This is a genomic window from Cupriavidus sp. H18C1 (assembly GCF_049311595.1).
Lineage (GTDB): Bacteria > Pseudomonadota > Gammaproteobacteria > Burkholderiales > Burkholderiaceae > Cupriavidus > Cupriavidus cauae.
Window position 1 is genome coordinate 1,743,204 of sequence record NZ_CP186009.1, and the last position, 23,593, is coordinate 1,766,796.

At 69.0% G+C, this 23,593-nt stretch carries 22 protein-coding genes and 1 pseudogene; 7 read left to right on the forward strand and 16 right to left on the reverse strand.

The window, feature by feature from the left end; all coding sequences use genetic code 11:
* The first annotated feature begins 535 nt into the window (after window positions 1-535).
* Together OJJOAM_RS23700 and OJJOAM_RS23705 are read left to right on the forward strand one after the other, a co-directional pair.
* Complete coding sequence (locus OJJOAM_RS23700) at window positions 536-1,816, forward strand: MFS transporter (protein ID WP_422650073.1); 1,281 nt, start codon at window positions 536-538, stop codon at window positions 1,814-1,816.
* Between the two features lie 494 nt (window positions 1,817-2,310).
* Complete coding sequence (locus OJJOAM_RS23705) at window positions 2,311-3,363, forward strand: autoinducer binding domain-containing protein (RefSeq protein ID WP_422650074.1); 1,053 nt, start codon at window positions 2,311-2,313, stop codon at window positions 3,361-3,363.
* 87 nt (window positions 3,364-3,450) lie between these two features.
* On the opposite strand, the gene OJJOAM_RS23710 is transcribed toward OJJOAM_RS23705, so the two are convergent.
* The 14 genes and pseudogenes from OJJOAM_RS23710 to sctV form a co-directional block, all read right to left on the reverse strand.
* Window positions 3,451-4,485 carry an EscU/YscU/HrcU family type III secretion system export apparatus switch protein gene (locus tag OJJOAM_RS23710; RefSeq protein ID WP_422650075.1) on the reverse strand — a complete coding sequence of 345 codons (1,035 nt, stop codon included), beginning with the start codon at window positions 4,483-4,485 and terminating at the stop codon, window positions 3,451-3,453.
* Between the two features lie 9 nt (window positions 4,486-4,494).
* Window positions 4,495-5,292 carry a type III secretion system export apparatus subunit SctT gene (sctT, locus tag OJJOAM_RS23715; protein ID WP_226105538.1) on the reverse strand — a complete coding sequence of 266 codons (798 nt, stop codon included), beginning with the start codon at window positions 5,290-5,292 and terminating at the stop codon, window positions 4,495-4,497.
* Entirely contained in the window at window positions 5,289-5,801 is a 513-nt protein-coding gene (locus tag OJJOAM_RS23720) for a type III secretion protein HrpD (RefSeq protein WP_422650076.1), read from the reverse strand. The genes sctT and OJJOAM_RS23720 overlap by 4 nt, the downstream gene beginning before the upstream one ends.
* A pseudogene (locus OJJOAM_RS23725) lies at window positions 5,798-7,226 on the reverse strand (FliI/YscN family ATPase). Before OJJOAM_RS23725 ends, OJJOAM_RS23720 begins: the two are co-directional and overlap by 4 nt.
* Window positions 7,227-7,281: 55 nt before the next feature.
* Window positions 7,282-7,890 (reverse strand): type III secretion system stator protein SctL, encoded by a 609-nt coding sequence (gene sctL / locus OJJOAM_RS23730; protein ID WP_023264256.1) that lies wholly within the window; start codon window positions 7,888-7,890, stop codon window positions 7,282-7,284.
* Entirely contained in the window at window positions 7,872-8,018 is a 147-nt protein-coding gene (locus OJJOAM_RS23735; protein WP_422650077.1) for a hypothetical protein, read from the reverse strand. Before OJJOAM_RS23735 ends, sctL begins: the two co-directional genes overlap by 19 nt.
* A complete protein-coding gene (locus OJJOAM_RS23740; protein WP_422650078.1) occupies window positions 8,015-8,734 on the reverse strand; it encodes a hypothetical protein in 720 nt (239 codons plus the stop codon). The genes OJJOAM_RS23735 and OJJOAM_RS23740 overlap by 4 nt, the downstream gene beginning before the upstream one ends.
* 47 nt (window positions 8,735-8,781) lie before the next feature.
* On the reverse strand, window positions 8,782-9,600 hold the full coding sequence (sctJ, locus tag OJJOAM_RS23745) for a type III secretion system inner membrane ring lipoprotein SctJ (protein ID WP_422650079.1): 819 nt from the start codon (window positions 9,598-9,600) through the stop codon (window positions 8,782-8,784).
* The gene (locus tag OJJOAM_RS23750) at window positions 9,597-10,025 is read right to left on the reverse strand and encodes a hypothetical protein (RefSeq protein WP_149318287.1); all 429 of its coding nucleotides are present in this window, start codon (window positions 10,023-10,025) and stop codon (window positions 9,597-9,599) included. The genes sctJ and OJJOAM_RS23750 overlap by 4 nt, the downstream gene beginning before the upstream one ends.
* Window positions 10,026-10,126: 101 nt before the next feature.
* Window positions 10,127-10,330, reverse strand: a complete 204-nt coding sequence (locus OJJOAM_RS23755; protein WP_006580119.1) for a hypothetical protein — start codon at window positions 10,328-10,330, stop codon at window positions 10,127-10,129.
* Between the two features lie 112 nt (window positions 10,331-10,442).
* Complete coding sequence (locus OJJOAM_RS23760) at window positions 10,443-11,657, reverse strand: FHA domain-containing protein (protein ID WP_422650080.1); 1,215 nt, start codon at window positions 11,655-11,657, stop codon at window positions 10,443-10,445.
* Complete coding sequence (gene sctC / locus OJJOAM_RS23765) at window positions 11,657-12,958, reverse strand: type III secretion system outer membrane ring subunit SctC (protein ID WP_422650081.1); 1,302 nt, start codon at window positions 12,956-12,958, stop codon at window positions 11,657-11,659. The genes OJJOAM_RS23760 and sctC overlap by 1 nt, the downstream gene beginning before the upstream one ends.
* A 553-nt stretch (window positions 12,959-13,511) precedes the next feature.
* Window positions 13,512-13,778, reverse strand: a complete 267-nt coding sequence (locus OJJOAM_RS23770) for an EscS/YscS/HrcS family type III secretion system export apparatus protein (RefSeq protein ID WP_149318284.1) — start codon at window positions 13,776-13,778, stop codon at window positions 13,512-13,514.
* A 3-nt stretch (window positions 13,779-13,781) separates the two neighbouring features.
* On the reverse strand, window positions 13,782-15,917 hold the full coding sequence (gene sctV, locus OJJOAM_RS23775) for a type III secretion system export apparatus subunit SctV (RefSeq protein WP_422650082.1): 2,136 nt from the start codon (window positions 15,915-15,917) through the stop codon (window positions 13,782-13,784).
* A gap of 817 nt (window positions 15,918-16,734) precedes the next feature.
* Between sctV and sctQ the strand changes: the two genes are divergently transcribed.
* On the forward strand, window positions 16,735-17,718 hold the full coding sequence (gene sctQ / locus OJJOAM_RS23780; RefSeq protein WP_422650083.1) for a type III secretion system cytoplasmic ring protein SctQ: 984 nt from the start codon (window positions 16,735-16,737) through the stop codon (window positions 17,716-17,718).
* On the forward strand, window positions 17,715-18,374 hold the full coding sequence (gene sctR, locus OJJOAM_RS23785) for a type III secretion system export apparatus subunit SctR (RefSeq protein ID WP_006576043.1): 660 nt from the start codon (window positions 17,715-17,717) through the stop codon (window positions 18,372-18,374). Before sctQ ends, sctR begins: the two co-directional genes overlap by 4 nt.
* 154 nt (window positions 18,375-18,528) lie before the next feature.
* Here the strand turns inward: sctR and OJJOAM_RS23790 are convergent, their stop codons facing one another.
* Window positions 18,529-18,687, reverse strand: a complete 159-nt coding sequence (locus OJJOAM_RS23790) for a DUF6726 family protein (protein ID WP_265635469.1) — start codon at window positions 18,685-18,687, stop codon at window positions 18,529-18,531.
* A 115-nt stretch (window positions 18,688-18,802) separates the two neighbouring features.
* Here OJJOAM_RS23790 and OJJOAM_RS23795 point away from each other — a divergent pair, with 115 nt between their 5' ends.
* Entirely contained in the window at window positions 18,803-20,485 is a 1,683-nt protein-coding gene (locus tag OJJOAM_RS23795) for a L,D-transpeptidase family protein (RefSeq protein ID WP_422650084.1), read from the forward strand.
* A 48-nt stretch (window positions 20,486-20,533) separates the two neighbouring features.
* Window positions 20,534-21,097 (forward strand): YcbK family protein, encoded by a 564-nt coding sequence (locus OJJOAM_RS23800; protein WP_422650085.1) that lies wholly within the window; start codon window positions 20,534-20,536, stop codon window positions 21,095-21,097.
* A gap of 55 nt (window positions 21,098-21,152) precedes the next feature.
* Here OJJOAM_RS23800 and OJJOAM_RS23805 read toward each other — a convergent pair whose 3' ends face one another.
* A complete protein-coding gene (locus OJJOAM_RS23805; RefSeq protein WP_422650086.1) occupies window positions 21,153-22,502 on the reverse strand; it encodes an NAD(P)/FAD-dependent oxidoreductase in 1,350 nt (449 codons plus the stop codon).
* A 163-nt stretch (window positions 22,503-22,665) separates the two neighbouring features.
* Here OJJOAM_RS23805 and OJJOAM_RS23810 point away from each other — a divergent pair, with 163 nt between their 5' ends.
* On the forward strand, window positions 22,666-23,511 hold the full coding sequence (locus OJJOAM_RS23810; RefSeq protein ID WP_422650087.1) for an IclR family transcriptional regulator: 846 nt from the start codon (window positions 22,666-22,668) through the stop codon (window positions 23,509-23,511).
* The last annotated feature ends 82 nt before the right edge of the window (window positions 23,512-23,593 follow it).

Here is a 23,593-nt window from a genome sequence, read left to right on the forward strand (position 1 = left end):
TCGGGGAAAACCCGATATCCGCCCCGGAGCGCGGGAATGCCAGAACTGGCCGGGGCCCGCGTATTGACTGAGATTTAGTGGTGATCTCAATTTTTTCTTATGAGGACCCAAGCTAAAAAATAGTTGGACGAGGCGCCCGGCTAATTTGAAGAATGCAGATGCCGGGGGACGTCCATCGATGCATGACAGGTTCCCGCAGACCGCCGCGAGTCAAGCGACATCGCCGCGGGCCACCGCGATCGCATGCCAACTCTCCAGGCGTGCATCGGCACACCGCCGTGCCATCGCGGCCGCCAGTGCGCGGGAACCAGAACAGCGACGACGATCGTCGACCGGCCGGCAGCACCAGCGGTGCCAGCCCGCCCATCTGCCGAGCATTGCCGCGCATTGCCGATGCGCATTGCCGAGATTTGCCGCGATGGCCCGATTTGCACGCAATCCGCCTGCAAATGGGGACACGCGTTCTGGCCCGGATCAAGCCTGTACCGACGCACCGCGACGAGACACCACGACGAGGAACGCATGGAAACGCAGATTGGCAGCATCCAGGGGGGAGCAGCAAAGCCGACCGTCGACCGGCCTCTTTGCCTGGTATCGCGATATCACGCCCGGCGAGCGCCGCACGTTCTGGAGCTGCAAGGTCGGCTACGCGCTCGACGCGATGGACACGCAGTTCCTCAGCTTCGTCATTCCGACACTGATCGCGACGTGGGGCATCACGCGCGGCGACGCCGGCTTCATCGGCACCGCGACGCTGCTGACCTCGGCCGCGGGCGGCTGGATCGCCGGCATCCTGTCCGATCGCATCGGCCGCGTGCGCACGCTGCAGCTGACCATCGTCTGGTTTGCCTTCTTCACCTTCCTGTGCGGACTGGCGCAGAACTACGAGCAGCTGCTGATCGCCCGCGCGCTGATGGGCTTCGGCTTCGGCGGCGAATGGACCGCGGGCGCGGTGCTGATGGGCGAGGCGATCCGCTCGCAGGACCGCGGCAAGGCGGTCGGCATGGTGCAGGCCGGATGGGCACTGGGCTGGGGCATGTCGGCGCTGCTGTATGCGCTGGTATTCAGCATCCTGCCGCCGGAAACCGCCTGGCGCGCGCTGTTCCTGATCGGCCTGCTGCCGGCGGTGTTCGTGATCTTCCTGCGGCGGCTGGTCAAGGAGCCCGAGGTCTACGCGGAGCACAAGGCCAGGGAAGCCGCCTCGGCCGAGAAGACCTCGTTCGCCGCGATCTTCTCGCCGAAGCTGCTGTCGATCACGCTGCGCGCCGCGCTGCTGACCACGGGCGCGCAGGGTGGCTACTACGCGATCACGACCTGGCTGCCGACCTTCCTGAAGACCGAGCGCGGACTCACGGTGCTCGGCACCGGCGGCTATCTGGCGATGGTGATCGTCGGCTCGTATCTGGGCTATATCACCAGCGCCTACCTGACCGACCGCATCGGCCGCAAGCGCAATTTCATGCTGTTCGCGCTGTGCTCGATGGCGATCGCGCTGATCTACACGCAGATCCCGGTCAACGACACCGTGATGCTGATCCTCGGTTTCCCGCTGGGCTTCTTCGCCTCGGGCATCTTCGCCGGCATGGGCGCGTTCCTGACCGAACTGTTCCCGACCAGCGTGCGCGGTTCCGGCCAGGGCTTCTGCTACAACGTGGGCCGCGCCATCGGTGCGCTGTTCCCCTTCCTGATCGGCCATGTCAGCCAGACGATGCCGCTGGGACAGACCATCGGCGTGTTCGCCGCCGGTGCCTATGGCGTGCTGATCATCGCCGCGCTGACGCTGCCGGAAACGCGCGGCAAGACGCTCGAGGCATGAGGGCCGAAGAAACCCATGCCGCCGGCGATAACCCTTCAAGGTCTAAGGAAAGTGGCGGATATACAACATCGTCGCCGCATCGCATCAACCGGCCGCAGGCCTTGCCGCGTCGCGGTCCGCGGGCATCGCGGCGCAGGGCAATGCGGCCTCGCATCGCACGGTTGGAATGCGCGCTCGATGTCATGACATCTTGCCTTGCAATAATTTGGCCGGCGCCGGATGGCAGCAGCCAGCGGCGGCGCCATCACGGTTTCGCACCACCACAGCATCGATATCGATAGCGATAGCGGCCGCGCAACGCACGGCACGCACAACACCGGGCACGCCGCACCGCGGCGTTTCCCGGGTTTTCCGACGGGAATGGGTCAGCAGTATGTTGGGCTTCGCCTGAAGGCCGGGCCAGCGAGTGCCATGTCGCTCGCGGATCGGGCCGAGGCAAGCCTTCACGCTGCCGCGTCAACGCGGCGGCCATACGCATTTGTCGGAGGCGATCGATGGAAAAAGTAGTGGAAGCCGGCCTGGGCCGCGACAGCAGCCTGTCGCGGACCCTGAGAGCCGATCTGCCGCGCGCCACAAGCGGCGGCACGTCGGCCCGCGGTCCACGTGGCCTGCCGCCCGTGATGGGCCCCCACGGCATCAAGGTATTCGGCGAACGGCATATCGTTCCCGTCCAGCGGCGCACGCGCCAGGGCGGCATGCCGGGACTGGTCGAGGCCATGCTGCGCGAAAGCTCGCATGAATCGCGCACCGCGCTGATGCAGTCGGCGATCCGGGGCATCGGCTTCGACTGGCTCGGCTATGCCACCGCCACCACCGTGGGAGGGCAGGTGCAGCTGCGCACCTTCCTCGATACCTATTCGCATCCGGGCTGGCGCGACTACTACCTGCGCGAGCGCTACTACGAGGTCGATCCGCGCCAGCCGCGGCCCGGCACCTTCGGCCTGCCGCTGGTGTGGGACGTCAGCGACCTGGAGCGCAGCACCTCGGGCGGCACGCAGGCGCTGCGGCTGCGCCGTTTCCTCGACGACCTGCGCGACGCCGGCATCCGCAGCGGCGTGTTTCTCAACCTGCCGATGCCGGGCACCAGCGACTTCGTCGCGATCAGCTTCGCCTCCGGCATCGAGAGCCGCCGCTGGATCGGCGATCCCGTGATCGGCCAGGCGCTGACGGTCGGCTTCGCGCTGCACGAATTCCTGACCTGCCACGCCGATATCCCGGCGCTGGGCGGCACGCAGCGCGACGGCCTGTCCGAGGTCCAGCGCGACATTCTCGCCTGCCTGGCGCAGGGGCTGTCGGACAAGCAGATCGCCAACCGCATGGAGATGTCGATCTTCAATGTCGACTACCACATGCGCCGGCTGCGCAGCCATTTCGGCGTGCGCAATCGCGTGCAGCTCGCGCATGCGGCCACGATGCAGGATCCCACCTTGATCGCCACGGCGGTGGAAAGGATGGATCGGGCCGAGCGGATGGAACGCGGTGGCGGCGGCCTTCGCGAACGGACGACGGCGCGGTATTGCGCGGAAGAGGCGTTTCTGGAGGGCTGAGGGGCTGATGCGCTGATGGCGAGGCGCGCGGTGAGTGGAAGTCATCCTCCGCCCTTCATCGCCCTAAGCCTTCTGCAGCCCTGCCCTTCACCCACCCTTCGCCCACCGCATCAGGTCCGCCACCCGCTCGAACAGCGAGCGATCGATGAATCGGTCCAGCGGCACCGTCAGATAGAGCCGCTGCGCCAGGTCCGAATCGAAGGCGGACGGAATCAGGTAGTCGGCGGCGGCCTGGCGGATCCGGGCCGCGACCTGGCCGCCGCCCTTGGCCACCACCTTGGGCAGCGTGCCGGGCCCGTCGTAGCGCAGGGCCACCGCGTACTGCGTGGAATACACGACCGCGGTGGAGACCCGCACCCGCTCGCCGACGCCGAAGAACGCCGCCTCGAAGAACGCCGCGCGGCGGCGTCCGGCGATCATCGGGTCGCCCTGCGTGTCCTTGTACTCGCGCCGGTACTCCTCCACGCTCATGCGCTGGCGCTTCATGAACTCGTAGCGCTCGTGCACGTAGTCGATCACCGCCATGATCAGGTAGATCACAGCGGCCCAGCAGCACATCATCAGCAGGATATGGGCGATCAGCAGCAGGATCTCGGCCGGCCGCGCATAGCCGGTGCGCACGCCGTCCTCGATCGCGCGCAGCGCCAGCACATAGATCAGCCCGCCCAGCAGCGCGATCTTGATCACCGTCTTCAGCAGATTGACCAGATTGCGCACGGCGAACATCCGCTTGAGCCCCTCGGCCGGATTCAGGCGCGCCAGCTGCGGCTTGATCTGCTCGAACGCGATCAGCGGCCCGACCTGCACGAAGGCGCCGACGATGCCGCAGACCAGCGCGATCGCCGCGATCGGCAGCACGCCCATCAGCAGGAAGCGCGCCCCGGCCTCGCCAAGCGCCAGCATCTGCTGGTCGGCCAGATGCTGGTCGATCGCACCCATCGCGCTCAGCCACAGCGCCTGGAACAGCCGCACGAAATAGCGGCCGAGCAGCCATAGCGCGATCAGCACCCCGAGAAAGACAAAGGCCGAGGTGACGTCGCTGCTGCGCGGCACCTCGCCGCGCTTGCGCGCGTCGTCGAGCTTGCGCCGTGTCGCTTCGAGATTCTTTTCGCTATCGGCCATGGCGCGGCCTCACTGGACGCCTGCGCGGCCGCGCAGCAGATCGATCAGCGCATTGTCCGGCCGCAGGAAGCCCTGCAGCGTGTCGACCATCACCGAGAGCATCAGCACCAGCATCAGGAAGGCGACCGTGATCTTGACCGGCTGCGCGAACTGGAACACGTCGAACTGCGGCACGAAGCGCGCGATCAGCGCGAAGCCTAGCTCGACGATCACCAGCAGCAGCAGGATCGGCGCCGCCAGCTTGACGACCCACGAGAACATCGTGCCTGCATAGATATTGGCGAACTGGAACGACGACAGCGACACGTCGGGGCCGAAGGACATCACCGGCCAGAAGGCGAACGATTCGACGATCACGCCGGTCATCGCGAACAGCCCGCCGAACGAGGCGAACAGCGCGATGCCCAGATGGGACAGCAGGTTTTCCATCGGCCCGTCCTCCTGCTGCGTCACCGGATCGAAGAAGGTGGCGTTGCCCGAGCCGGTCTGGAAATCGATCAGCTCGCCGATCATCTGCAGCGCGACGAAGAACAGACCGAACGCCATGCCCAGCAGCAGGCCGATGAAGGCCTCCTTGAAGATCAGCAGCAGCCAGAGGCCGCCCGCCACCGCGTCGATGTCCACGCGGGCGCCCGGCGAGACGAACAGCGCGATCGCGAGCACGATGCCGTTGCGGGCCACCCCGGGGATCGATTGGTGCGACAGGAACGGCACCACGGTAAAGGCGGTCAGCAGCCGCGGCATCACCATCAGGATGGGCATCACGGTTTCGCGGCCCCACTGGAAGAACATCGCCGGGTCGATCATGCCTTGATGCCTGCCCCGATGCCCCGCTGCCAGACCCGCAGCGCGGCCTCCTCGGCGGCCTCTTCCTCGCGGCGCTCGATGTCGGCGCGGGCCGCGGCCTGTTCGCGATCGATCAGTTCGCGCGTACCGGTCAGGCGAGCCTGCGCCTGGGCCCACAGCCGGCGGCTTTGCTCGAACTCGGCGCGACGCTGGCCGGCAATGTCCAGGGCCTGCGCCAGCGCGGCGTTGGCGCGCGCGATGCGGGCGTCGAACGACGCCTGCCACGCCTGGGCATCGAGCAGCCCCGAGATCGCGACGCCCTCCTGCGCGGCGCTCTCGCGCAGGCGCTGCAGGAAGGCCGCGCGCTCCGACAGCGCCGCGCGGACGGCGCCCTGCGCCGCCTCGGCGGCCCGCATGCCTTCGAGGAAGGCATCGCGCTTCTGCCGCATCTCGCGATGCGCGTCGTCATGGCGCCGCTCGCGCACGCGTTCGAGCTGGCGCAGCGGCGCCGTAGTCGATTGGCCATTCATCGTCTGGCCTCCTGCTGGGCGGGGGTGCGCCCCGCCGCGGCCATCGCCGCCGTCGCTGGCGTAGCCGCCGGAGCCGGCGGCGTGATCGCGCGTTCCAACGTGCGCAGCGTGGTTTCGTAGGTGTCGAGCCTGCCGGCCGGTTGCGACAGGAAGGCGCGGATCTGGCCGATCGACGCCACCGCGGCGTCGGCCACCGCATCGGCGCCGGGACGGTACTCGCCGATCTGCAGCAGCAGTTCGAGCTCGCGGTACTTGGCCAGCAGCTCGCGCAGCCGGGCCGCGTGGCGGGCCTGCTGGTCCTCGACCACATGCGGCATCACGCGGCTGACGCTGGCCAGCACATCGATCGCCGGATACTGGCCGGCGCCGGCCAGCTTGCGCGACAGCACGATATGGCCGTCGAGGATCGAGCGGACCTCCTCCGCGATCGGATCGCTGTCGTCCTCGCCCTCGGTCAGCACCGTGTAGGCGGCCGTGATCGAACCGCGCGCGGCGGTGCCGGCGCGCTCCAGCAATTGCGGCAGCATCGAGAAGACCGACGGCGGATAGCTGCGGCGCGTCGGCGGCTCGCCGCTGGCCAGGCCGATCTCGCGCTGCGCGCGCGCCAGCCGGGTCAGCGAATCGACCAGCAGCAGCACGCGCTTGCCCTGGTCGCGAAAATGCTCGGCGATCGCGGTCGCGGTATACGCGCACTTGACGCGCTCCATCGGCGCCCGGTCCGAGGTCGCGACCACTAGCACCGTGCGCGCCAGGCCCGCGTCGCCCAGGCTGTATTCGATGAATTCGCGCACTTCGCGGCCGCGCTCGCCGACCAGCGCCACCACGTTGACATCGCTCTGCGCGCCGCGCGCCAGCATGCCGAGCAGCGTGCTCTTGCCCACGCCGGGGGGGCGCGAAGATGCCGACACGCTGGCCCTCGCCCAGCGTCAGCAGGCCGTCGATGGCCCGCACGCCGGTCGGTAGCGGCGTGCGGATCAGCGCGCGGGTCAGCGGATCGGGCGGCTCGTTCTCGACCGGCACCTGGCTGACGCCGACCAGCGGACCGCGGCCGTCGATCGGGCTGCCCAGCGCGTCGAGCACGCGCCCGAGCAGCGCGGCGCCCGCCGGGCAACGGTAGCCGTGCATCTGCGGCACGACCTCGGTCACCGCGGACACGCCGGTGGTGCGCCCCAGCGGCGTCAGCAGCGCGGTCTGCTGCTCGAAGCCGACCACCTCGGCGAGCAGCGGCGGCTCACCCGGCGTCACCAACTGGCAGATCTCGCCGACATGCGCCTGGATGCCGGTCGCATTGATCAGCATGCCGACCGCCTTCGACACGCGTCCGCGCATCGCCACCGGCGTGAAGTGATCGAAGGCGCGTTCGAGATCGAGCGCGGCGTGCTGGAGCGCAGCCTTCAGGTCGGAGGTGGGGAGCGGGTCGGCCATGGGTCGGGGAATAAAAGACGCGGCGTGATGCGATCGGTCGGGCATGGGCAGGGTTTCAACCCGCCTGCACACGGCGCGCAAAGGCTTCGAGCTGGGCCTGCAGCCCCACCTCCATCGTGCCGGACGGCGTCAGGATGCGGCAGGCATCGGGCTCCAGGCTTGGCTCGACAACGACGTTGGCGCGGCGCGGCCAGTCCAGCGTCTCGGCCATCGCGTCGAGCAGGTTGCGCACCGCCTGCTCGCGCCCGAGCGGGATCTGGATGGTGATGAAGGGCTCGCTGCGCACCAGCACGTCGATCCGCTGCAGCGCGACCTCGAGGATGATGTCCGGATCGAGTTCGCCGGCGATCTGCTGGACCGCCTTCATCACGATATTGGCCATGGTCCGCCGCATCGCGCCGAGCTGGCGCTCGGCCTCGGCGGCGGCGCTGACCTGCGCGGCGGCGTGCTCGGCCTGCGCCTTGGCCCAGCCCTCGCGGTAGCCGTGCTGGCGCCGCTGCTCGGCGTCGCGCTGCGCGTCGGTGGTGATGCGGTGCGCCTCGCGGCGAGCGGCCTCGATGACCTCGGCCGCGTCCATCAGGGCCGCGTACTCCGCCTCCTTGAGGACCTTGCGCTCGGACAGCAGCTGCAGGTTCTCGCTGGTAATCAGAAAAGCCAGTGCCATGTCGGAAACCGTTCGGGAATCAGATTGAGCAGCAGCAGCTCGCGCAGCTGCGCGGCCTGCGGACGGCTCAGCGCGGGCACCGGCAGCGCGGCGAGCCGGCGCGGGAACTTGCGGCGTACGGCGGTCAACAGCGCGGAGGCGCCATCGCCCTGGGCCGCACCGCCTTGTACCGCGCCCCCCTTGTGCCGGGCCCCCTTGTGTCGCGCCGCCTTGTGCCGCGCCCCCTTGTATCGCGCCCGCCGCCGGCGGCAGCGTCTGCACCAGACCGCACAGCAGCCGGTAGCCACGTTCGGCCATCACGCGGGCGGCGGACGATGGCCGGGCGCGGATGGGATCGAGATTCATCGGCAGGTCCGGCAGATCGGGCACGCGCTTCAGGATGAAGGCCACGGCCTGCGGATCGAAGCGCCGCGCGGCGCGCCGCAGCCGGTAGGGCACGGTGCCGATCAGCGGCTGGGCCAGCGCCCCCCAGCCTGCCGTCGAGCTGCTGGGCGAGGCGGCTGCGCTCGCTGGCAAAGCCGGGCTTGTGCACGGCCATGCCGCACCAGATGGCGAGCAGCCGCAGCGCGCTGCGATCGAGCAGCACCAGCCGCGCCAGCGGATCGCCGCGTCCATCGACCAAGGATTGCAGCAGCAGCGCGCGCGCACGCTCGTCGCCGCCGCCGAGCGACAGCGGCCCCGCCAATACCTGCGCCGCGGCGGCGCCGAAGCGGTCAGCGCTGCGCAGCGGCAGCGGCCATTCGCGCGGCAGCCAGCTCGGATGCTGGTGCGCGAGCGGACGCTGCGCGAAATCCGCGACCGCGCGGGCCAGCGCAAGCGAGGGCACGTGCGGAGTCACATGCAAGGACGCATGCGCGGCAGGCGGCAGACCCGGCGCGGCCAGTGCGACCATCAGGCACGGCCCCTCATCGAGGTGCGTGCGCCAAGGCGGCCCAGCGCCTGGCGCAGGCCGCCGCGTTTCCACGCCAGCACGCCGAGACCGGCCAGCGCCAGCGCGGCGATCACCGCCCCGGCGATCGCGGCGAAGCGGCCCACCGGGAAGCCCTGGCTGGCGGGCGCGCGGGCGACCGGCCCGATCGGCGTAAACGGCCGCGCCTCGACCAGCGACAGCGAGACCTTGTCGTGGGTCACGCCCTCGATGCTGTGGGCGACCATGTCCTTGACCGTCGGCACCAGCAGCCGCAGGTCGGTATCGGGACGATGCTTGATGAAGACCGCCGCCGACGACGGCCGGATCTTGTCCGACAGCGGATCGGTGGCGGGGATCACCACGTGCACCCGCGCCGTGACCACGCCGTCGATATTGCGCAGCGTCTCGGACAGCTCCTGCGACAGCGCGAAGATATAGCGCATGCGCTCTTCGGTCGGCGTCGCCACCAGGCCCTGCTTCTGGAACACCTGGCCCAGCGACGAAAAACGCTCGCCCGGCAGCCCTTCGCTGCGCAGGATTTCGAGCGCCGCGGGCAGTTGCGCCTCGTCGACGCGCACGCTCCAGCCGGTCTCGCCGGCGCGCACCTTGTCGGCGTCGATGCCCTCGGCGGTCAGCACCGCCAGCATCTGGTTCGCTTCGGCCTCGTTGAGCGAGGCGTACAGGTCGACGCGGCAGGCGGCCAGCAACAGGGCCAGCGTGAGCGGAGCGAGACGGGCAAGACGGCCAAGCGGAAGCCGGCGGGCAGCCGGCATGTCCGAAGCCGGAGGGATCGGCGTCATTGCTGGTTCTTGAGCAGGCTGTTGAACAGATTGGTGCCCGCGCTGCCGATGCTCGACGTGACATGGATCGACGAGAACAGCTCGAGCGATTCGGTCTGAAGCATCATGGCCTGATACACCACGTCGCTGGTGCTGCCCTGCTGGATCGCGGTAAACATGCTCTCGCGCATCTCGTCGAGCCGCGCGGCCTGGCGTGCCGCCTCTTCGCCCGCCGACACATAGGTGGTGCGGATCGCGGCGCCGAGCGAGGACGTGCTCGGCTCGCTGGCCGTGGTGCCGCCGGCGGCGCCATGCTGCACCATCTCGGCGAAGGTGCGCGCATCGGCCGGATCGGCGGCCTGGTTGGCCTGCGGCGCCTGCTGGTGCGCGGACACGGTAGCCGCCTCGGCGGCGGCGCCTTGCGCGGCGATCGCGGTGGGATCCATCGCTGTTCTCCTGGACTGAAATGAGAGACAAGCCGGTCAGGGTGCGCGGCGCGCCGGACCGGCCTCGTGGCCGTCCGGCGACGCGCGCGACCCCGCCGCCGTCAGTTGGTCCTCGACGTCTGCTTGACGTCCTGCATCGCGCCCTGGACCAGGTTGGCCTTCTGGGTGTTGTGCGCCATTTCGCTGCTGACCACGGCGTTCTGACGGGTCAGCGTGTCCTGCAGGGCCATGATGTTCACCGAGAACTCCTGGGCCTTCTGCTGGATTTCCTGCATCTTGGCGTTCAGATCGACTTCACCAGCCATTTCCATCTCCTTCGTCAAGTGGTACTGCCAAACACTCCGCATCGGCGATGCGGAACCGATCTGCCGCGGCCCCTCTTCGAAAACGAGGGACCACGGCGAATGCCAGCGGCGCTCAGCGCTGCGGCGGCGGCTCGCCGCCCTTGCCTTCCTTCAGCACCAGACCGTCCGCCTCGATCTTCTCGATCTCGGCGCCGTTCTTCAGCACCGCTCCTTCGAAATACCGGCTGCCGTTGGCCAGCTGCACGTAGCGCGTGCCGTCGCCGTTATCGGTGATGCTGACCACGCGCGCGGGAAACACGCCCTGCCAGTTGTCCCAGCGGCCTTCGCGCAGATGGCGGCGCCGGCTGTCGGCGGTCTCGCGGTAGTCGATGCGATCGGACACCAGCACGCCCGGGTGCAGGTCCTCGATCACGCGCTTGACCTTGTCGCGGCCGGCCACCGGGTCCGCCGTGCCGGTCAGCACCACGCGGCCGTTGCCTTGGTAGGCGATGCCCACGCCGGGCTCGTCCACGTAGCGCTGGATATGCTCGATGATGTCGTCGGCCGACCTGACCTGCTGCTGCACGCCTCGGCCAAACGGCGCCAGCGCCTGCGCGATGCGCTGCCGGTCCACCCGCGAATTGACGAAGCCGCGCACGGTGACCGCGCCGTTGGGCAGCGACACCACCTCCAGTTCCGGATAGCCCGCGACGGTCTCGCGCACCGCGGCCGGGTCGACCTGCGCGGTACGGGCGAAGCCGCCGTCTTGCGACAGCGTGGCGGCCAGCCAGCCGGCGCCGATCAGCAGCGCCACCACCAGCACGCCGATGCCGCCCAGCACCCAGCGGCTGGACCGGCGCGCCGGCTCGTCGCTGTCGGCGCGCGCGGCGCGGCGGCCCGATTCGGCCCAGGCGAACAGCGTGTCGGTGGTCTCGGACGCCGCCGGCGCGGCGCGCAGCAGTTCCATGTCGAGCGAGCCGACCGTCAGGATGTCGCCGCCGGCCAGCGCGATCACGCGCTGCGTGGTGTCGCGGCCGTTGACCTTGACCTGCGCCTCGCCGATGCGCTCGGCCGAGACCGCCAGCTCGCCGACGTTCAGCACCAGATGGCGCGGCTGCACGTCGTCCCCGGGCACGCTGATGTCGACATCGCTGGCGGCGCCCAGCACATTGGCGCCGCGCCGCAGCGAGATCACGCGGCCGTAGACGGCGCCGCCCAGCAGCCGCAGCGTCCAGCCGCCAACGCCGGCGTCCTGGCGCGGCGGATCGGCCCGCAAATCGGCGCGCGGCTCGCCGTGCGAACCGGCGAGCGGATCGACTTGCGACTCGACGTGCAAGGCGGCGGCCATCAGCTCATCCCCGGCATCACCAGACGCGGTGTCAGCAGGTAGAAGCGCTCCATATTGGCCTGGCGCTTCTCCTGGTACTTGAACAGGTTGCCGATGATCGGCACGTCCTGCAGGAACGGCACGCCCGACGACGCGCGCAGCTTCTCCTCGACGGTATAACCGGCGATCAGCAGGCTCTTGCCCTCGTCGACCATCGCCTGCGTGGTGATCGAGCGGCGCCGCACGATCGGAATGTTGTCGACGGTCTCGCCGGACAGGTCGCCATCGGCGATATCGATGCTCAGCATCACCGCGCGCCCTTCACGCTCGTCGATCACCAACGGCGTCACGCGCACCGCGGTACCGGCCACCACGTTGAACAGGCCCGCGTCCTGGAAGCCGTCGACGCGCACATAGAACTCGCGCATGTTCTCCAGCGCGGCCTCGGTGTTGTCGAGCGTCAGCACCTTGGGCCGCGCGACGAAGTTGGCCTGGCCGCGTTCGGCCAGCGCCTTGACGCGGGTCAGCAGATAGCGGGTGACGTCGTTGCCGATGGCGCCGGTGAACTGCAGGCCCGAGCCGGCGGTGGGGCCGGTGGTGCCGCCCTCCGAGCGCGCATTGCCGAAGGTCAGCGGCGAACCGCCGCCACCGCCCAACTGCAGGTCGACGTGGCGCGTATGCAGGCGCCAGTCGACGCCCAGGCTGTCCAGGTTTTCCTGGCTGATGTCCATGATCGTGACCTCGATCTCGATCAGCCGCGGCTTGATGTCGAGCGACGAGATCAGGCGCTGGTACTGCGCCATCCGTTCCGGCACATCGCGCACGATCACGGCATTCAGGCGCGTGTCGGCCTGGAACTGCGGCAGGCCGCCGAAGCCCCAGTTGCCGAAGCCGGGCTGGCCGATGCCGGTGGAGCTGTCGGCCATCGACTCCAGCACCTGGCGCGGATTGGCCTGCGGCAGCGTCATGTTGTTGGCGCCGCCGCTGCGCAGCTCGGCCATCCGGCTGGCGCCGCGGCTCGGGCTCATGCTGACCGGCGTGGTGGCCGTGCCGGCGCGCTGGCGTCCGTACAGGCTGCGCAGCACCGTGACGACGCCCGGCACCGTGATGTCCTTGCCCGAGCGGTTGATGCGGAAGTCCGACGCCCACGAATACTTCAGCGGGAAGATCTGCACCTCGGCGCGGTCGTCGTTGACGGCGCGGTCGTCGAAGGCGCGCACCGCGGAACGCACGGTTTCGACATAGCGCTTCGGCCCCGACACCATCACGGTGCCGTCGTCGTCGTTGATCGTGATCGGATAACGCGAGTCGATGACCTGCATGTGCTCCAGCGCATCCTGCAGCCGGTCCCCCGCCCCGCGCGCGAAGGGGGATGACCTCGCTGCGCGCCTCGCCGGCCGGCTCGATATAGAGCAGCGAGCCGTCGTAGTAGTAGGTCAGGCCATAGCTGGCGCAGACGCTGCGCAGGATCGACAGCGGCGAATCGGAGAAGCGGCCGCTGATGGTGCCGTCCACGCGCGAGTCGACCACCGCGGTGGTGCCCTGCGTCGACGCCAGTTCGCGCAGGAAATCGGCCACGCGCTTCTCGCTGGCCGAGATCTGGAACGGCTTGCCGGGCCAGTTCAGGTCGGCGGCGTGCAGCGGCGCGATGGCGCCGAACCACAGCGCCAGCAGCAACGCGACCGCCGCCATCATGCGCAGCGCGCCCGCATACCGTGGCGGCAGCATCTTCTTATCTGTCGACGGACGGCACTGCATTGCGCCCGCCATGGCCAGACATCGAGGTCCGAACCGTTCGCTTGTCAACATATCCTCCCCGGTTTTCCACTGCGTGATTGTGCGTAACTGCCGTGCGAATCTGTCGTCGAATCTTCGTTATAAGAAGGTCAGCATCGTCTGGATCGCCCGCTGCGAGAACCGCATCACCTCGCCGCCGAGCCAGCCGCCCAGCAGCACCAGCGACACCAGCACCGCAATCAGCCGCGCCGAGGTGCCGATGCTCTGGTCCTGGATCTGGGTGACCGCCTGCAGCACCGCCACCACCAGCGCCACCAGCGTGCCGATCAGCACCACGGGCAGCGTCACCCACAGCACCACCAGCAGCGCCTCGCGCGTGATATCGAGAATCGTGTCGGCGCCCATCGCTTACTCGACCTCGGGATTGCGGATCCAGCCGACCGGCACCAGGCGCACGTCCTCGTCGACCTCCTGGTACGACAGCACCGGCAGGCGCGGCGCGACCGGCTCGATCAGTCGCTTGATGTAGCGGCGCACGTCGACGCTGACGACCACCACCACGCGCGCGGCATTGGCCTTCTCCAGCAGCTGGCGCAGCTGCTCGCGGATCTCGCGCGTGACGTCGTGGCTCAGCAGCAGCAGGTTGCCGCGCGCGGCCTTCTCGATCGCGCCCTGCACGCGCTGCTCCAGCGCGGGTTCGAACAGCACCGCGTCGATCGCGCGTTCGCCGCCGACATGGCGGCTGGTGATCAGGCGGCCGAGATCGACGCGGACCAGTTCGGTCAGCGCGATCGCGTCGGTTTCCTTGGGCGCCCAGGTCACCAGGCTCTCGAAGATCGTGCGCAGGTTGCGGATCGGCACGTCTTCCTGCAGCAGGCGGCGCAGCACCTCGGTAACGCGCTGCAGCGGCACCACGCGGGCCAGTTCCATCACCAGGTCCGGGGCCTCGGCCTGCACCACGTGCATCATCTCCTGCACGTCCTGGATGCCGAGCAGCGGCGCGGCATGCTGCTTGATCACCGCGCCGACATGGACGGCCAGCACCTCCTCGCACGACAGCGTGCGGGGTGCGCCGGGCGCGGGCACATCGCTGGCGGCTTCGCGGCCGCCGCGGCCGGTGGGCTTGTCCTGCGGAATCCATACCGCCTCGGCGAACGGCCCGAACGGCGCGCCGACCACCGCGCGGCCCTGATCCACCAGCGCGCGCGATCCCGGCTCGACCAGTTCCATGCCGGGCCGCAGCGCGCCGCGCGAGGCCACCACGTCCTGCACGCGGATCGCGTAGGCGTCGGGCTCGCCAAGCGGGCGGTATTCGATCCGCAGGCGTGGAAAGACCATGCCCAGGTCCGACTCGACCTGGCTCTTGGCGATCGTCATGCGCTGCTCGAACTGGCGCATGTCGAGGCGATCGCGCAGCGTCGGGTCGAGGTCCAGCGCCAGCGCGGGCGCCACGGCCGCGCGCGCGTCTTCTTCCTTGCGGTCGTCCGGCATCTCGATCCACGTGACCGTGCCGGCGGTACGCTGGCCCCGGCGCATCAGCCAGTAGCCGCAACCCGCCACCACCAGCGCCATCGTGCCGAAGGTCCATTTCGGGAAGCCCGGTACCACCAGGAACACCGCGATGGCCACGCCCGACACCAGCAGCGCCTTCGGCTGCGCCAGCAGCTGGCGGCCGATCACGGTGCCCAGGTTGGCGGCGCGGCTGTCGCTGTCGTCCGACGACACGCGCGTGATGACCACGCCGGCGGCGATCGACACCAGCAGCGACGGAATCTGCGACACCATGCCGTCGCCGATGGTCAGGATCGCGTAGCGCTGCAGCGCGTCGCCGATGCTCATGTCCTTCATCAGCGTGCCGATGGTGATGCCCGCCAGGATATTGACCAGCGCGATCACGACGCCGGCGATCGCATCGCCCTTGACGAACTTCATCGCGCCGTCCATCGCCCCGTGCAGCTGGCATTCCTGCTCCAGCTCGCGGCGCCGCTCCTGCGCCTGCGCGGCGCTGATGGTGCCGGCGCGGACATCGGCGTCGATGCTCATCTGCTTGCCGGGCATCGCGTCCAGCGCGAACCGGGCGCCGACCTCGGCCACGCGCTCGGAGCCCTTGGCGATCACGATGAACTGCACGATCGCGATGATCAGGAACACCACGCCGCCGACCACGACGTTGTTGCCGACGATCAGCTTGCCGAAGGTCTCGATGATGTGGCCCGCATTGGCGTGCAACAGGATCAGCTTGGTCGACGCGATATTGAGCGAGAGCCGCAGCAGCGTGGTGAACAGCAGCAGCGAGGGGAAGGTCGACAGCGACAGCGCCGACGGAATATAGGTGGCGACGATCAGCAGGGTCAGGCTGATGCCCAGATTGATCGTCAGCATCAGGTCCAGCAGGAAGGTCGGCAGCGGCAGCACGAACAGCGCGATCACCGCGAACAGCAGCAGCGTCAGCGCGATGTCGGACTGGCGCGAGGCCGCCGCAGCCATCTGCTGCAGGCCTGGCGCGGGGCCGATCCCCTTGGTGAATCCCGACAGTTTTGCCATGACGCGGTATGTGGGCTGCTGCGATGGTTCGATCGGCCGTTCGCCGGGACGGGCCCGGGCTGTCCGGGCTCGATGGCGCTACCTGGGTGAAGGCCACGCGGGCCACACGCGCCACGCAGGCCATGCCGCCGCGGCGCACCCCTGGCGAACGGTGAGCGCAGTGTATGGCGGCTGCGCCACGCGACCAATACCGAGGATTCGTAGCGGCGGGGCTGCGGACGGGGCCGCCGCGGGCCCTACTACCAAGGCTCGTAGTGGACGGGGCTGCACCTGCTTCCGTATCGTTCTTCCCGTATTTCCGCCTTGTCTAATTCGGTCTCACTTGTTTCGGCCTCACTGACTGGCTGCGACCGCCGCGGGCTTCGCCGCCGCCGGCGGGCCTTGCCATGCCTCTGCCATCCATGACGTCGTCCTTAGCGCTCAGCGAACCTCCTGCCTCCGCAGGTCCCATGTCAGCGGGCCGGGGCGGGGCCGCGCGTGCGCGGGTGCGGCTGCATCGCCCCGGCAGCGGCGAAGCGGCGATCCGCGAACTGGACGCCGCGCCGGAGCTGCCGCACGTCGAGGCGGACGTGGCTGCGTTGGCCAATCGCCTGCTGTGCCGGACGGCGCCGCTGCGGCTGCGCGTGGCCGGCGCCGAGTGGCTGCTGGATTTCGAGCCGCGGGAGAGCCTGGCGGCCGGCGGGTCGCGCTCGTCCGGCGGCGGAGGTAACCCCATGCAAACCCCAACGCCAAGGTCAGTGCCAACGGCGGGCTCAACGCAAGCGCCAACGCCTACGCCTTCACGCTCGGCGAGACGCGCGGACAGCTGCTGTTCGATGTGCCGAGCGAACGCCGCCTGCTCGGCGTGGACGGGGCGTCGGAGACCCTGCCGGCCCTGCTGCGGCAAGCCCTGATGGCCGATGCGCTGGCCCCGGTCGCCGACATGGTGGCCGCCGCGGCCCGGCAGCCCTTTGCGTGGCAAGCGGACGGCGCGGGCCCGCGCTCGGGCGCGCCGTGCTTTGGGCTGACGCTGCGGCGGGTCGGCGGTGGCGCCGGCGGAGCCGATGGCGGCAATGCGGGCAATGCAGGCAATGCGGGTAATGCGGGCAACGCCGCCAATACCGGTAATGCGGGTAATGGGGGCACTGGCGGCTACGACCGCCATGTCGCGGCCGCCGGCGAGACGCTGCACGCCACCCTGCAACTGGACGAGCCCGAGCGCCTCGCCACGCTGCCGCTGCTGCAGCGCGAGCCCGCCGCCCCGCTGCCGCCATGGCTGGCGCAATTGCGGGTGCCGCTGGCCGTGCGCATCGGCACCACCGCCATCGCGGTCGGCGAGATGCGCGACATCCGTCCAGGCGACATCGTCGGCATCGAACACTGGCAGACGCATGGCGGCGCGCTGGCCGTCCATTGCACGACCGGTGCCGCGGGCCTGGGCTGGCCCGCGCTCGCCGAGGGTCGCCGCATCACGATTCAACGCCCGACCGGCGCCCCCGCCGCGCCGTCGGCTCACGGAGACAGCATGGAAGACCGCAACAACGGGCAGCGCGAGTTGCCCCATCCCGACGCCGCGCCGGCCGCGCTGGACCGGCTGGAAGAGCTGGAGGTGTCGCTGCGCTTCGAGGTCGGCGATGTCTCGCTGGCGCTGGCCGACCTGCGCGAAGTGCGGCCCGGCTATGTGTTCGAACTGCCCCAGCCGCTGAAACAGAGCGAGGTACGCATCGTCGCCGGCGGCCGCATCCTGGGCACCGGCACGCTGATCGCGGTGGGCAACCGGCTCGGCGTGCGCGTATCGAGCTTCGCCGCGGGCGACGCATGAGCGGCAATCTGTACAACCCGGTACTGATCCTCACCGTCATCCTGGCGTTCGGCATTGCGCCGTTCGTCGCGCTGATGGTGACGAGCTATACCAAGCTGGTGATCGTGTTCGGGCTGCTGCGCGCCGCGCTGGGGCTGCAGCAGGTGCCGCCCAATATGGTGCTCAACGGCATCGCGATCATCCTGACCGCGTACATCATGGCGCCGATCGGCGCCGATGCCTTCGACGCGATCGAGCGGCGCGCGCAGAGCAATGCGCCGTTCAACGTGGGGGATGTGGTCACCGTCTACGACTCGGTCAGCGGGCCGCTGAAGGAATTCCTGATCAAGCATACCGAGGAGCGCAACCGCACCTTCTTCGTGCAATCGGCCAAGCGGATCTGGCCCGAGGGCCGCGCCGACGATCTGCAGCCGGACGACATGATGGTGCTGATCCCGAGCTTCACGCTGTCGGAGCTGACGCGCGCGTTCCAGATCGGCTTCATCATCTATCTGGTCTTCGTCGTGGTCGACCTGATCGTGGCGGCGATCCTGCTGGCGTTGGGGATGTCGATGATCGCGCCGACGACGATCTCGGTGCCATTCAAGCTGCTGCTGTTCGTGATGCTGGAGGGGTGGACGCAGCTGATCCAGGGGCTGGTGCTGTCGTACCGCTAGGGCGCTGCGGCTGCGACATCGGCGGCGACCTCGCTCTCGGCCTCGGTCGGTCACCGCCGCCTCAGTCGATCACCGCCGCCTCAGTCGATCACCGCCGCCTCAGTCGATCATCTCGGCCCCATCACCACCTCGGACTCAGTCAATCACCTCAGCCTCAGTCGATCACCTCGGCGCAGGCATCGGTCGGCAGCGCGGCGACGTCGCCGATGACCGGCACGATCTTCAGTCCCGCGGAGGCGACCCGGCAGGGGGCGGCAAGCACGCCACAGCCACCCAACGCAAAGACCGTTGCAAGGACCAGCGGCAACATCATCAGCAATCGTTTCATCGGGCACGGCCTCGTCAGCGGGAACGCGCATTGTGCACGATTCCTTGCCTGCCGGCATCCTGGGCTAGCATATGGACTGGTACGCCATTCCGGATCCCTGATGACTGTTGCCGAAACGTCCCACCTGCACGCCCTGCAATCGCCCTTCCCCGTTCTGCTCGCACGCTGCCGGCGCTGGTATGCCGGCGCGCTGACCGCCCTGCCGCGGGTCCTGCTGGCCGCCCTGCTGGCGGGCTTCGCCACCGGCGCGCTGGCCCAGCCCCTGTGGTTCGCCAATGGCAAGCCGACTCCCGCCGCGCAGCAGGCGGTGGCCGCGTTGGCCAATGCGCCGGCCGATGGCCTGGACGCCGAGGACTACGACGCCAAGATGCTGCGCGACGCCGTCGCCAAAGCGGCCAATGGGCCGGCGCTGCCGCCCGAGGCGGCTGATCGCCTCGACGGCGCCCTGACCGCGGCGATGCAGCGCTACCTGTCCGATCTGCACCGCGGCCGCGTCGACCCGCGCAAGGTCCATGCAAACTTCAATATCGCCGAGGAAAAGCCGTTCGACCCGGACAGCTATCTGCGCGCGGCGTTGGCGGCGAACCGCCTGCCGGCCGCGATCCGCGAAGCCGCGCCGACGTTCCCGCTGTATGGCACCTTGCGCGATGCGCTGGCCCGCTACCGCCAGCTGGCCACGCTGCCCCATTGGAAAACCCCGCTGCCCGCGCTACCCGAGGGCAAGCTGACCGAGGGCAAGAGCTACGAGGGACTCGCCGCAATGGCCCAGCGCCTGACCGCGCTCGGCGACCTGCCGACGGGCACACCGGTGCCGGCGACCTATACCGGACCGCTGGTGGCCGCGGTCAAGGCGTTCCAGGGCCGTCACGGCCTCGAAGCGGACGGCGTGATCGGCCCGGCCACGCTGGCCCAGCTCAATACGCCGCTGTCGGCCCGCGTGCGGCAGATCGTGCTGACGATGGAGCGGCTGCGCTGGACCCCGCTGGCGGAGGGCTCACGCATGATCGTCGTCAATATCCCCGAGTTCATGCTGCGCGCCTACGAGTTCCACGAGGGCAAGCTCGATATCCGGCTGGAGATGAAGGTGATCGTCGGCAAGGCGCTCGACACGCGCACGCCGCTGTTCAAGGAGGACATGCGCTATATCGAGTTCAGCCCGTACTGGAACGTGCCGCGCTCGATCGCGCAGAAGGAAATCATCCCGCGGCTGCAGCGCGATCCGGCCTATTTCAAGCGCCAGGGCTTCGAGTTCGTGGCCGGCAACGAGGTGTTCAAGCAGCTGAGCGCCGCCAATATGCAGGCCGTGCTGGACGGACAGATGCGCATCCGCCAGCGGCCCGGACCGGTGAACGCGCTCGGCGACATCAAGTTCGTGTTCCCGAACAACCAGGCCATCTATCTGCACCACACGCCGGCGCCGCAGCTGTTCAAGCGCGGCCGGCGCGACCTGAGCCATGGCTGCATCCGCGTCGAGGATCCCGTGGCGCTCGCCAAGTTCGTGCTCAAGGACATGCCGGAATGGACCGAGGAGCGGATCCGGCAGGCGATGGGCGCCGGCAAGTCCAGCACCGTCTCGCTGGTCAATCCCTTGCCGGTAACGTTGGCTTATGGCACGGCCATCGCAAGAGCCGATGGACGGGTATCCTTCCTCGCTGACATTTACGGCCAAGATAAAGTGCTCGGCCAGGCGCTGCAGCAGCGCGCCGCGCGCCGAGCCTCACATACGCCAGCCGTAAGGGCCACGCCGCCGGCCAACCGCGCGGCCAGCGCCCCACCCTCCTGACTTCCTGAGACAAGCAACATCGAGCCAAACGAGCTAGAACATCACATCATGACGTATTCACGTGATCCGGCACGGCGCCGCTTCCTGCAACGTACCGGCGGCCTGGCGCTGAGCGCCGGCCTGACGGCCCTGGCGCCCAAACTGGCGCTCGCCAATGTGCCGGGCGCCCGCGCGCTGGCCTTCGACCACACCCACACCGGCGAGCATCTGTCGCTGGTCTACGCGATGGGCGAACAGGTCCTGCCGCAGGCCCACCTGAAGCTCAATCGCTTCCTGCGCGACCACTATTCCGGGGACGTCGGCACGATCGATCCGGAGCTGTTCGGCGTGCTGTACCAGCTGCGCACGGTACTGGGCAGCGAGAACCCGTTCCAGGTCATCTCGGGCTATCGCAGCCCGAATACCAATTCGCGCCTGCGCAAGACGCGCGGCGGCGGTGTGGCCAAGCACAGCCTGCATATGGATGGCAAGGCGATCGACATCCGCCTGCCCGGCGTGGCGCTCGACGACCTGCGCGACGCGGCCGTGTCGCTGCAGGCCGGCGGCGTCGGCTTCTACCGCAGCGAGAACTTCATCCACATCGACACCGGCCGCGTGCGCCGCTGGGGTTGAACGTTACGCGGCCTTCAGCGCGCTGATCCGTGGCGCTGAAGGCTCGGGTCAGCCATCAAGACGCTGGGCCGCCGCCTTCAACGGAGGCAACAGCTGATGTCTCGGCGGTTGAATCCCTCGTCCCCGTGAACGCCGGGTCCGAGCGGCCTTCCGCCTCGGTGCCGGCTCCCAACATCCGATCGGCAATCCGATACGCCGTATTGACCGAGTCCGTCACGCCCAGATGGCCGTGCCCGACTGCCAGCCACAGTCCGGGGTGGCCATCCGCCTGCCCGACGATCGGCACCGAGTCCGGCATGCAGGGCCGATGACCCATCCAGCGGCTCGGCGCGGGATCGTCCAACCCATCGAAGGTTTCGCGCGCGATGCGCTCCAGCATCGCCGCGCGGCGCATATCGGGCGGCCGCGACAGCCCGCCGATCTCTACCGTGCCGCCGACGCGCAGCCCCTCCTCCATCGGCGTCACGAAGACCTTGCGGTCCGCCAGTACCACCGTGCGCGAGACGGTGCGCGCGGCGCCACGGAACTGCACGTGATAGCCGCGCTGGCTTTCCAGCGGAATTTCGAGCCCCAGCGGCGCCGTCAGCTTGCGCGACCACGCGCCCGCCGCCACCACGATCTCGTCGAAGCATTCGTCCTCGCGGCCGTCCGCCTCCACCACGCACCAGCGCGGCCGGCCCGCGAAGTCCGCACGCCGCAGGGCGTGCACCTCGGTCCTGCGCCGCTGGCCGCCGCGTTGCTCGAACGCCCGCACGATGGCCTGCACGTAGCGGCCCGGATTGACGATGGTCGCGTGATCCTGCAGAAAGACGCCGACCTGATAGCGCTTGCCGACATTGGGCTCCAGCGCCTCGATGCCGGCCCGATCCAGCGTCTCGAACTCGTAGCCGAATTCCTTGCGCATGCGCCAGGAGGTGGCGTCCTTCTCCAGCGCCCCGGCATCGGGATACAGATGCAGATGGCCGCGCTCCATCAGCAGCTCGGGCGCACCGATCTCCTGCGTCAGCTGCCGATGCCGCTGCACCGCGTTGACGTGGATGGCATGCAGGCGCTCGGCGGCCTGCTCGACCCGGTGCGGCGACGCCGACGCGATAAAGCGCAGCAGCCACGGCAAGGCCCGTGGCAAATACGGCAGCGGCAGATACAGCGGACTGCGTTCGTCCAGCAGCATCTTCGGCAACGAGGCGAGCACGCCGGGCATCGCCAGCGGCGCGACCGAGCCCGGGCTGATCGCCCCGGAATTGCCGTAGCTGCAGGCTCGCCCCGGCTCGTCGCGATCGATCAGCGTGACCTCGGCCCCGCGCTTCTGCAGTTCGTACGCGATCGCGGACCCGACGATGCCGGCTCCGATCACGGCAACGCGTGGCGGGCGGGACGGTGGGATCGGCGCGTTCTGATGTTCCATGGAAATCGGTGTATGGGTGGATGTCTTGACGGCTTCGAATGTAAGTGGCTCACTATCGCGGGTGCAATAGCAGATATCGGTATGCGATATCTGCGGCGAATCACTGCGGGAGAATGGGGAAATGGGGACGGCGAAGGCAGTGCAGGGATCGAAGGCCCGGAGCGTGGGGGCGAACGGCGGTGGCAGGCATCGCGATCAGCGCAGCAATGAGCGAGGCGATGAGCGCGGCGACGACAGCCGCTCCGCCAATCCGCTCTTTATCGCCTCGATCGGCAAGGCCTTCGAAGTGCTCGAGCGCCTGGCCGACATCGGCCGCCCGGTCGGCCTGACCGAGCTCTGCCAACACGCGTCGCTGAGCCGCAGCGCGTTGCAGCGCATCACCCATACGCTGACCGCGCTCGGCTACCTGCGCCAGGACCCGAAGACCCGCGCATTCACGCTGTCGGGTAAAGTGCTTCATCTGAGCCACGCAATGCTGTCGAGCGATTCGCTGCGCGACCGCGCCCTGCCCCATCTGGAAGACCTGAATCGCCGCACCGCCGAGACGGTCAACCTGATGGAGATGGAAGGCGACGAGATCGTCTATGTGGTGCGCTTTCCGGGCTTCCGTGCCGTCAGCGTCGATCTGCACGTCGGCTCGCGTCTGCCGATCCACTGCTCCGCCGCGGGCCGCGCGATCCTTGCCGAAATGGACATCGACGACGCGATGCGCCTGCTCGCACGCGTGCCGCGCCGTGCGATGACGCCGCATACGCGCACCGAGCTGTCCGACCTGCGCACGGCCCTCCAGACCGCACGCAAACGCGGCTATGCGCTGAACGACCAGGAATCCTTTATCGGCGATATCTCGATCGCCAAGGCGATCCTCAATCGGCAGCGCGAGCCGATCGGCGCGGTGAACATCGCGGTGTCGACGTCGCGCTGGACGGTCGAGGAAACGCTGCGGCAATTGCTGCCGCAGTTGCTGGTGACGGCGCGCGCGATCGAGAGGGATGTCAATGCGCGCTGAGGGCGCTGAGGGGCACTGCCGGCGCTGAGGGCGCGTTGCGGCCGCCGCCGCCGCTGAGGACGCTGAGGACGCTGAGGACGCT

Bases quoted from the DNA above. Each gene is read 5' to 3' on its own strand.
- OJJOAM_RS23760 (WP_422650080.1), bottom strand. From the start codon at position 11,657: ATGGCCGCCGCCTTGCACGTCGAGTCGCAAGTCGATCCGCTCGCCGGT.
- OJJOAM_RS23795 (WP_422650084.1), top strand. From the start codon at position 18,803: ATGACTGTTGCCGAAACGTCCCACCTGCACGCCCTGCAATCGCCCTTC.
- sctR (WP_006576043.1), top strand. From the start codon at position 17,715: ATGAGCGGCAATCTGTACAACCCGGTACTGATCCTCACCGTCATCCTG.
- OJJOAM_RS23750 (WP_149318287.1), bottom strand. From the start codon at position 10,025: ATGGATCCCACCGCGATCGCCGCGCAAGGCGCCGCCGCCGAGGCGGCT.
- OJJOAM_RS23710 (WP_422650075.1), bottom strand. From the start codon at position 4,485: ATGGCCGATAGCGAAAAGAATCTCGAAGCGACACGGCGCAAGCTCGAC.
- OJJOAM_RS23790 (WP_265635469.1), bottom strand. From the start codon at position 18,687: ATGATGTTGCCGCTGGTCCTTGCAACGGTCTTTGCGTTGGGTGGCTGT.
- OJJOAM_RS23800 (WP_422650085.1), top strand. From the start codon at position 20,534: ATGACGTATTCACGTGATCCGGCACGGCGCCGCTTCCTGCAACGTACC.
- OJJOAM_RS23805 (WP_422650086.1), bottom strand. From the start codon at position 22,502: ATGGAACATCAGAACGCGCCGATCCCACCGTCCCGCCCGCCACGCGTT.
- OJJOAM_RS23720 (WP_422650076.1), bottom strand. From the start codon at position 5,801: ATGAATGGCCAATCGACTACGGCGCCGCTGCGCCAGCTCGAACGCGTG.
- sctV (WP_422650082.1), bottom strand. From the start codon at position 15,917: ATGGCAAAACTGTCGGGATTCACCAAGGGGATCGGCCCCGCGCCAGGC.
- OJJOAM_RS23770 (WP_149318284.1), bottom strand. From the start codon at position 13,778: ATGGGCGCCGACACGATTCTCGATATCACGCGCGAGGCGCTGCTGGTG.
- OJJOAM_RS23705 (WP_422650074.1), top strand. From the start codon at position 2,311: ATGGAAAAAGTAGTGGAAGCCGGCCTGGGCCGCGACAGCAGCCTGTCG.
- OJJOAM_RS23755 (WP_006580119.1), bottom strand. From the start codon at position 10,330: ATGGCTGGTGAAGTCGATCTGAACGCCAAGATGCAGGAAATCCAGCAG.
- sctJ (WP_422650079.1), bottom strand. From the start codon at position 9,600: ATGACGCCGATCCCTCCGGCTTCGGACATGCCGGCTGCCCGCCGGCTT.
- sctT (WP_226105538.1), bottom strand. From the start codon at position 5,292: ATGATCGACCCGGCGATGTTCTTCCAGTGGGGCCGCGAAACCGTGATG.
- sctL (WP_023264256.1), bottom strand. From the start codon at position 7,890: ATGGCACTGGCTTTTCTGATTACCAGCGAGAACCTGCAGCTGCTGTCC.
- sctC (WP_422650081.1), bottom strand. From the start codon at position 12,958: ATGCAGGTCATCGACTCGCGTTATCCGATCACGATCAACGACGACGAC.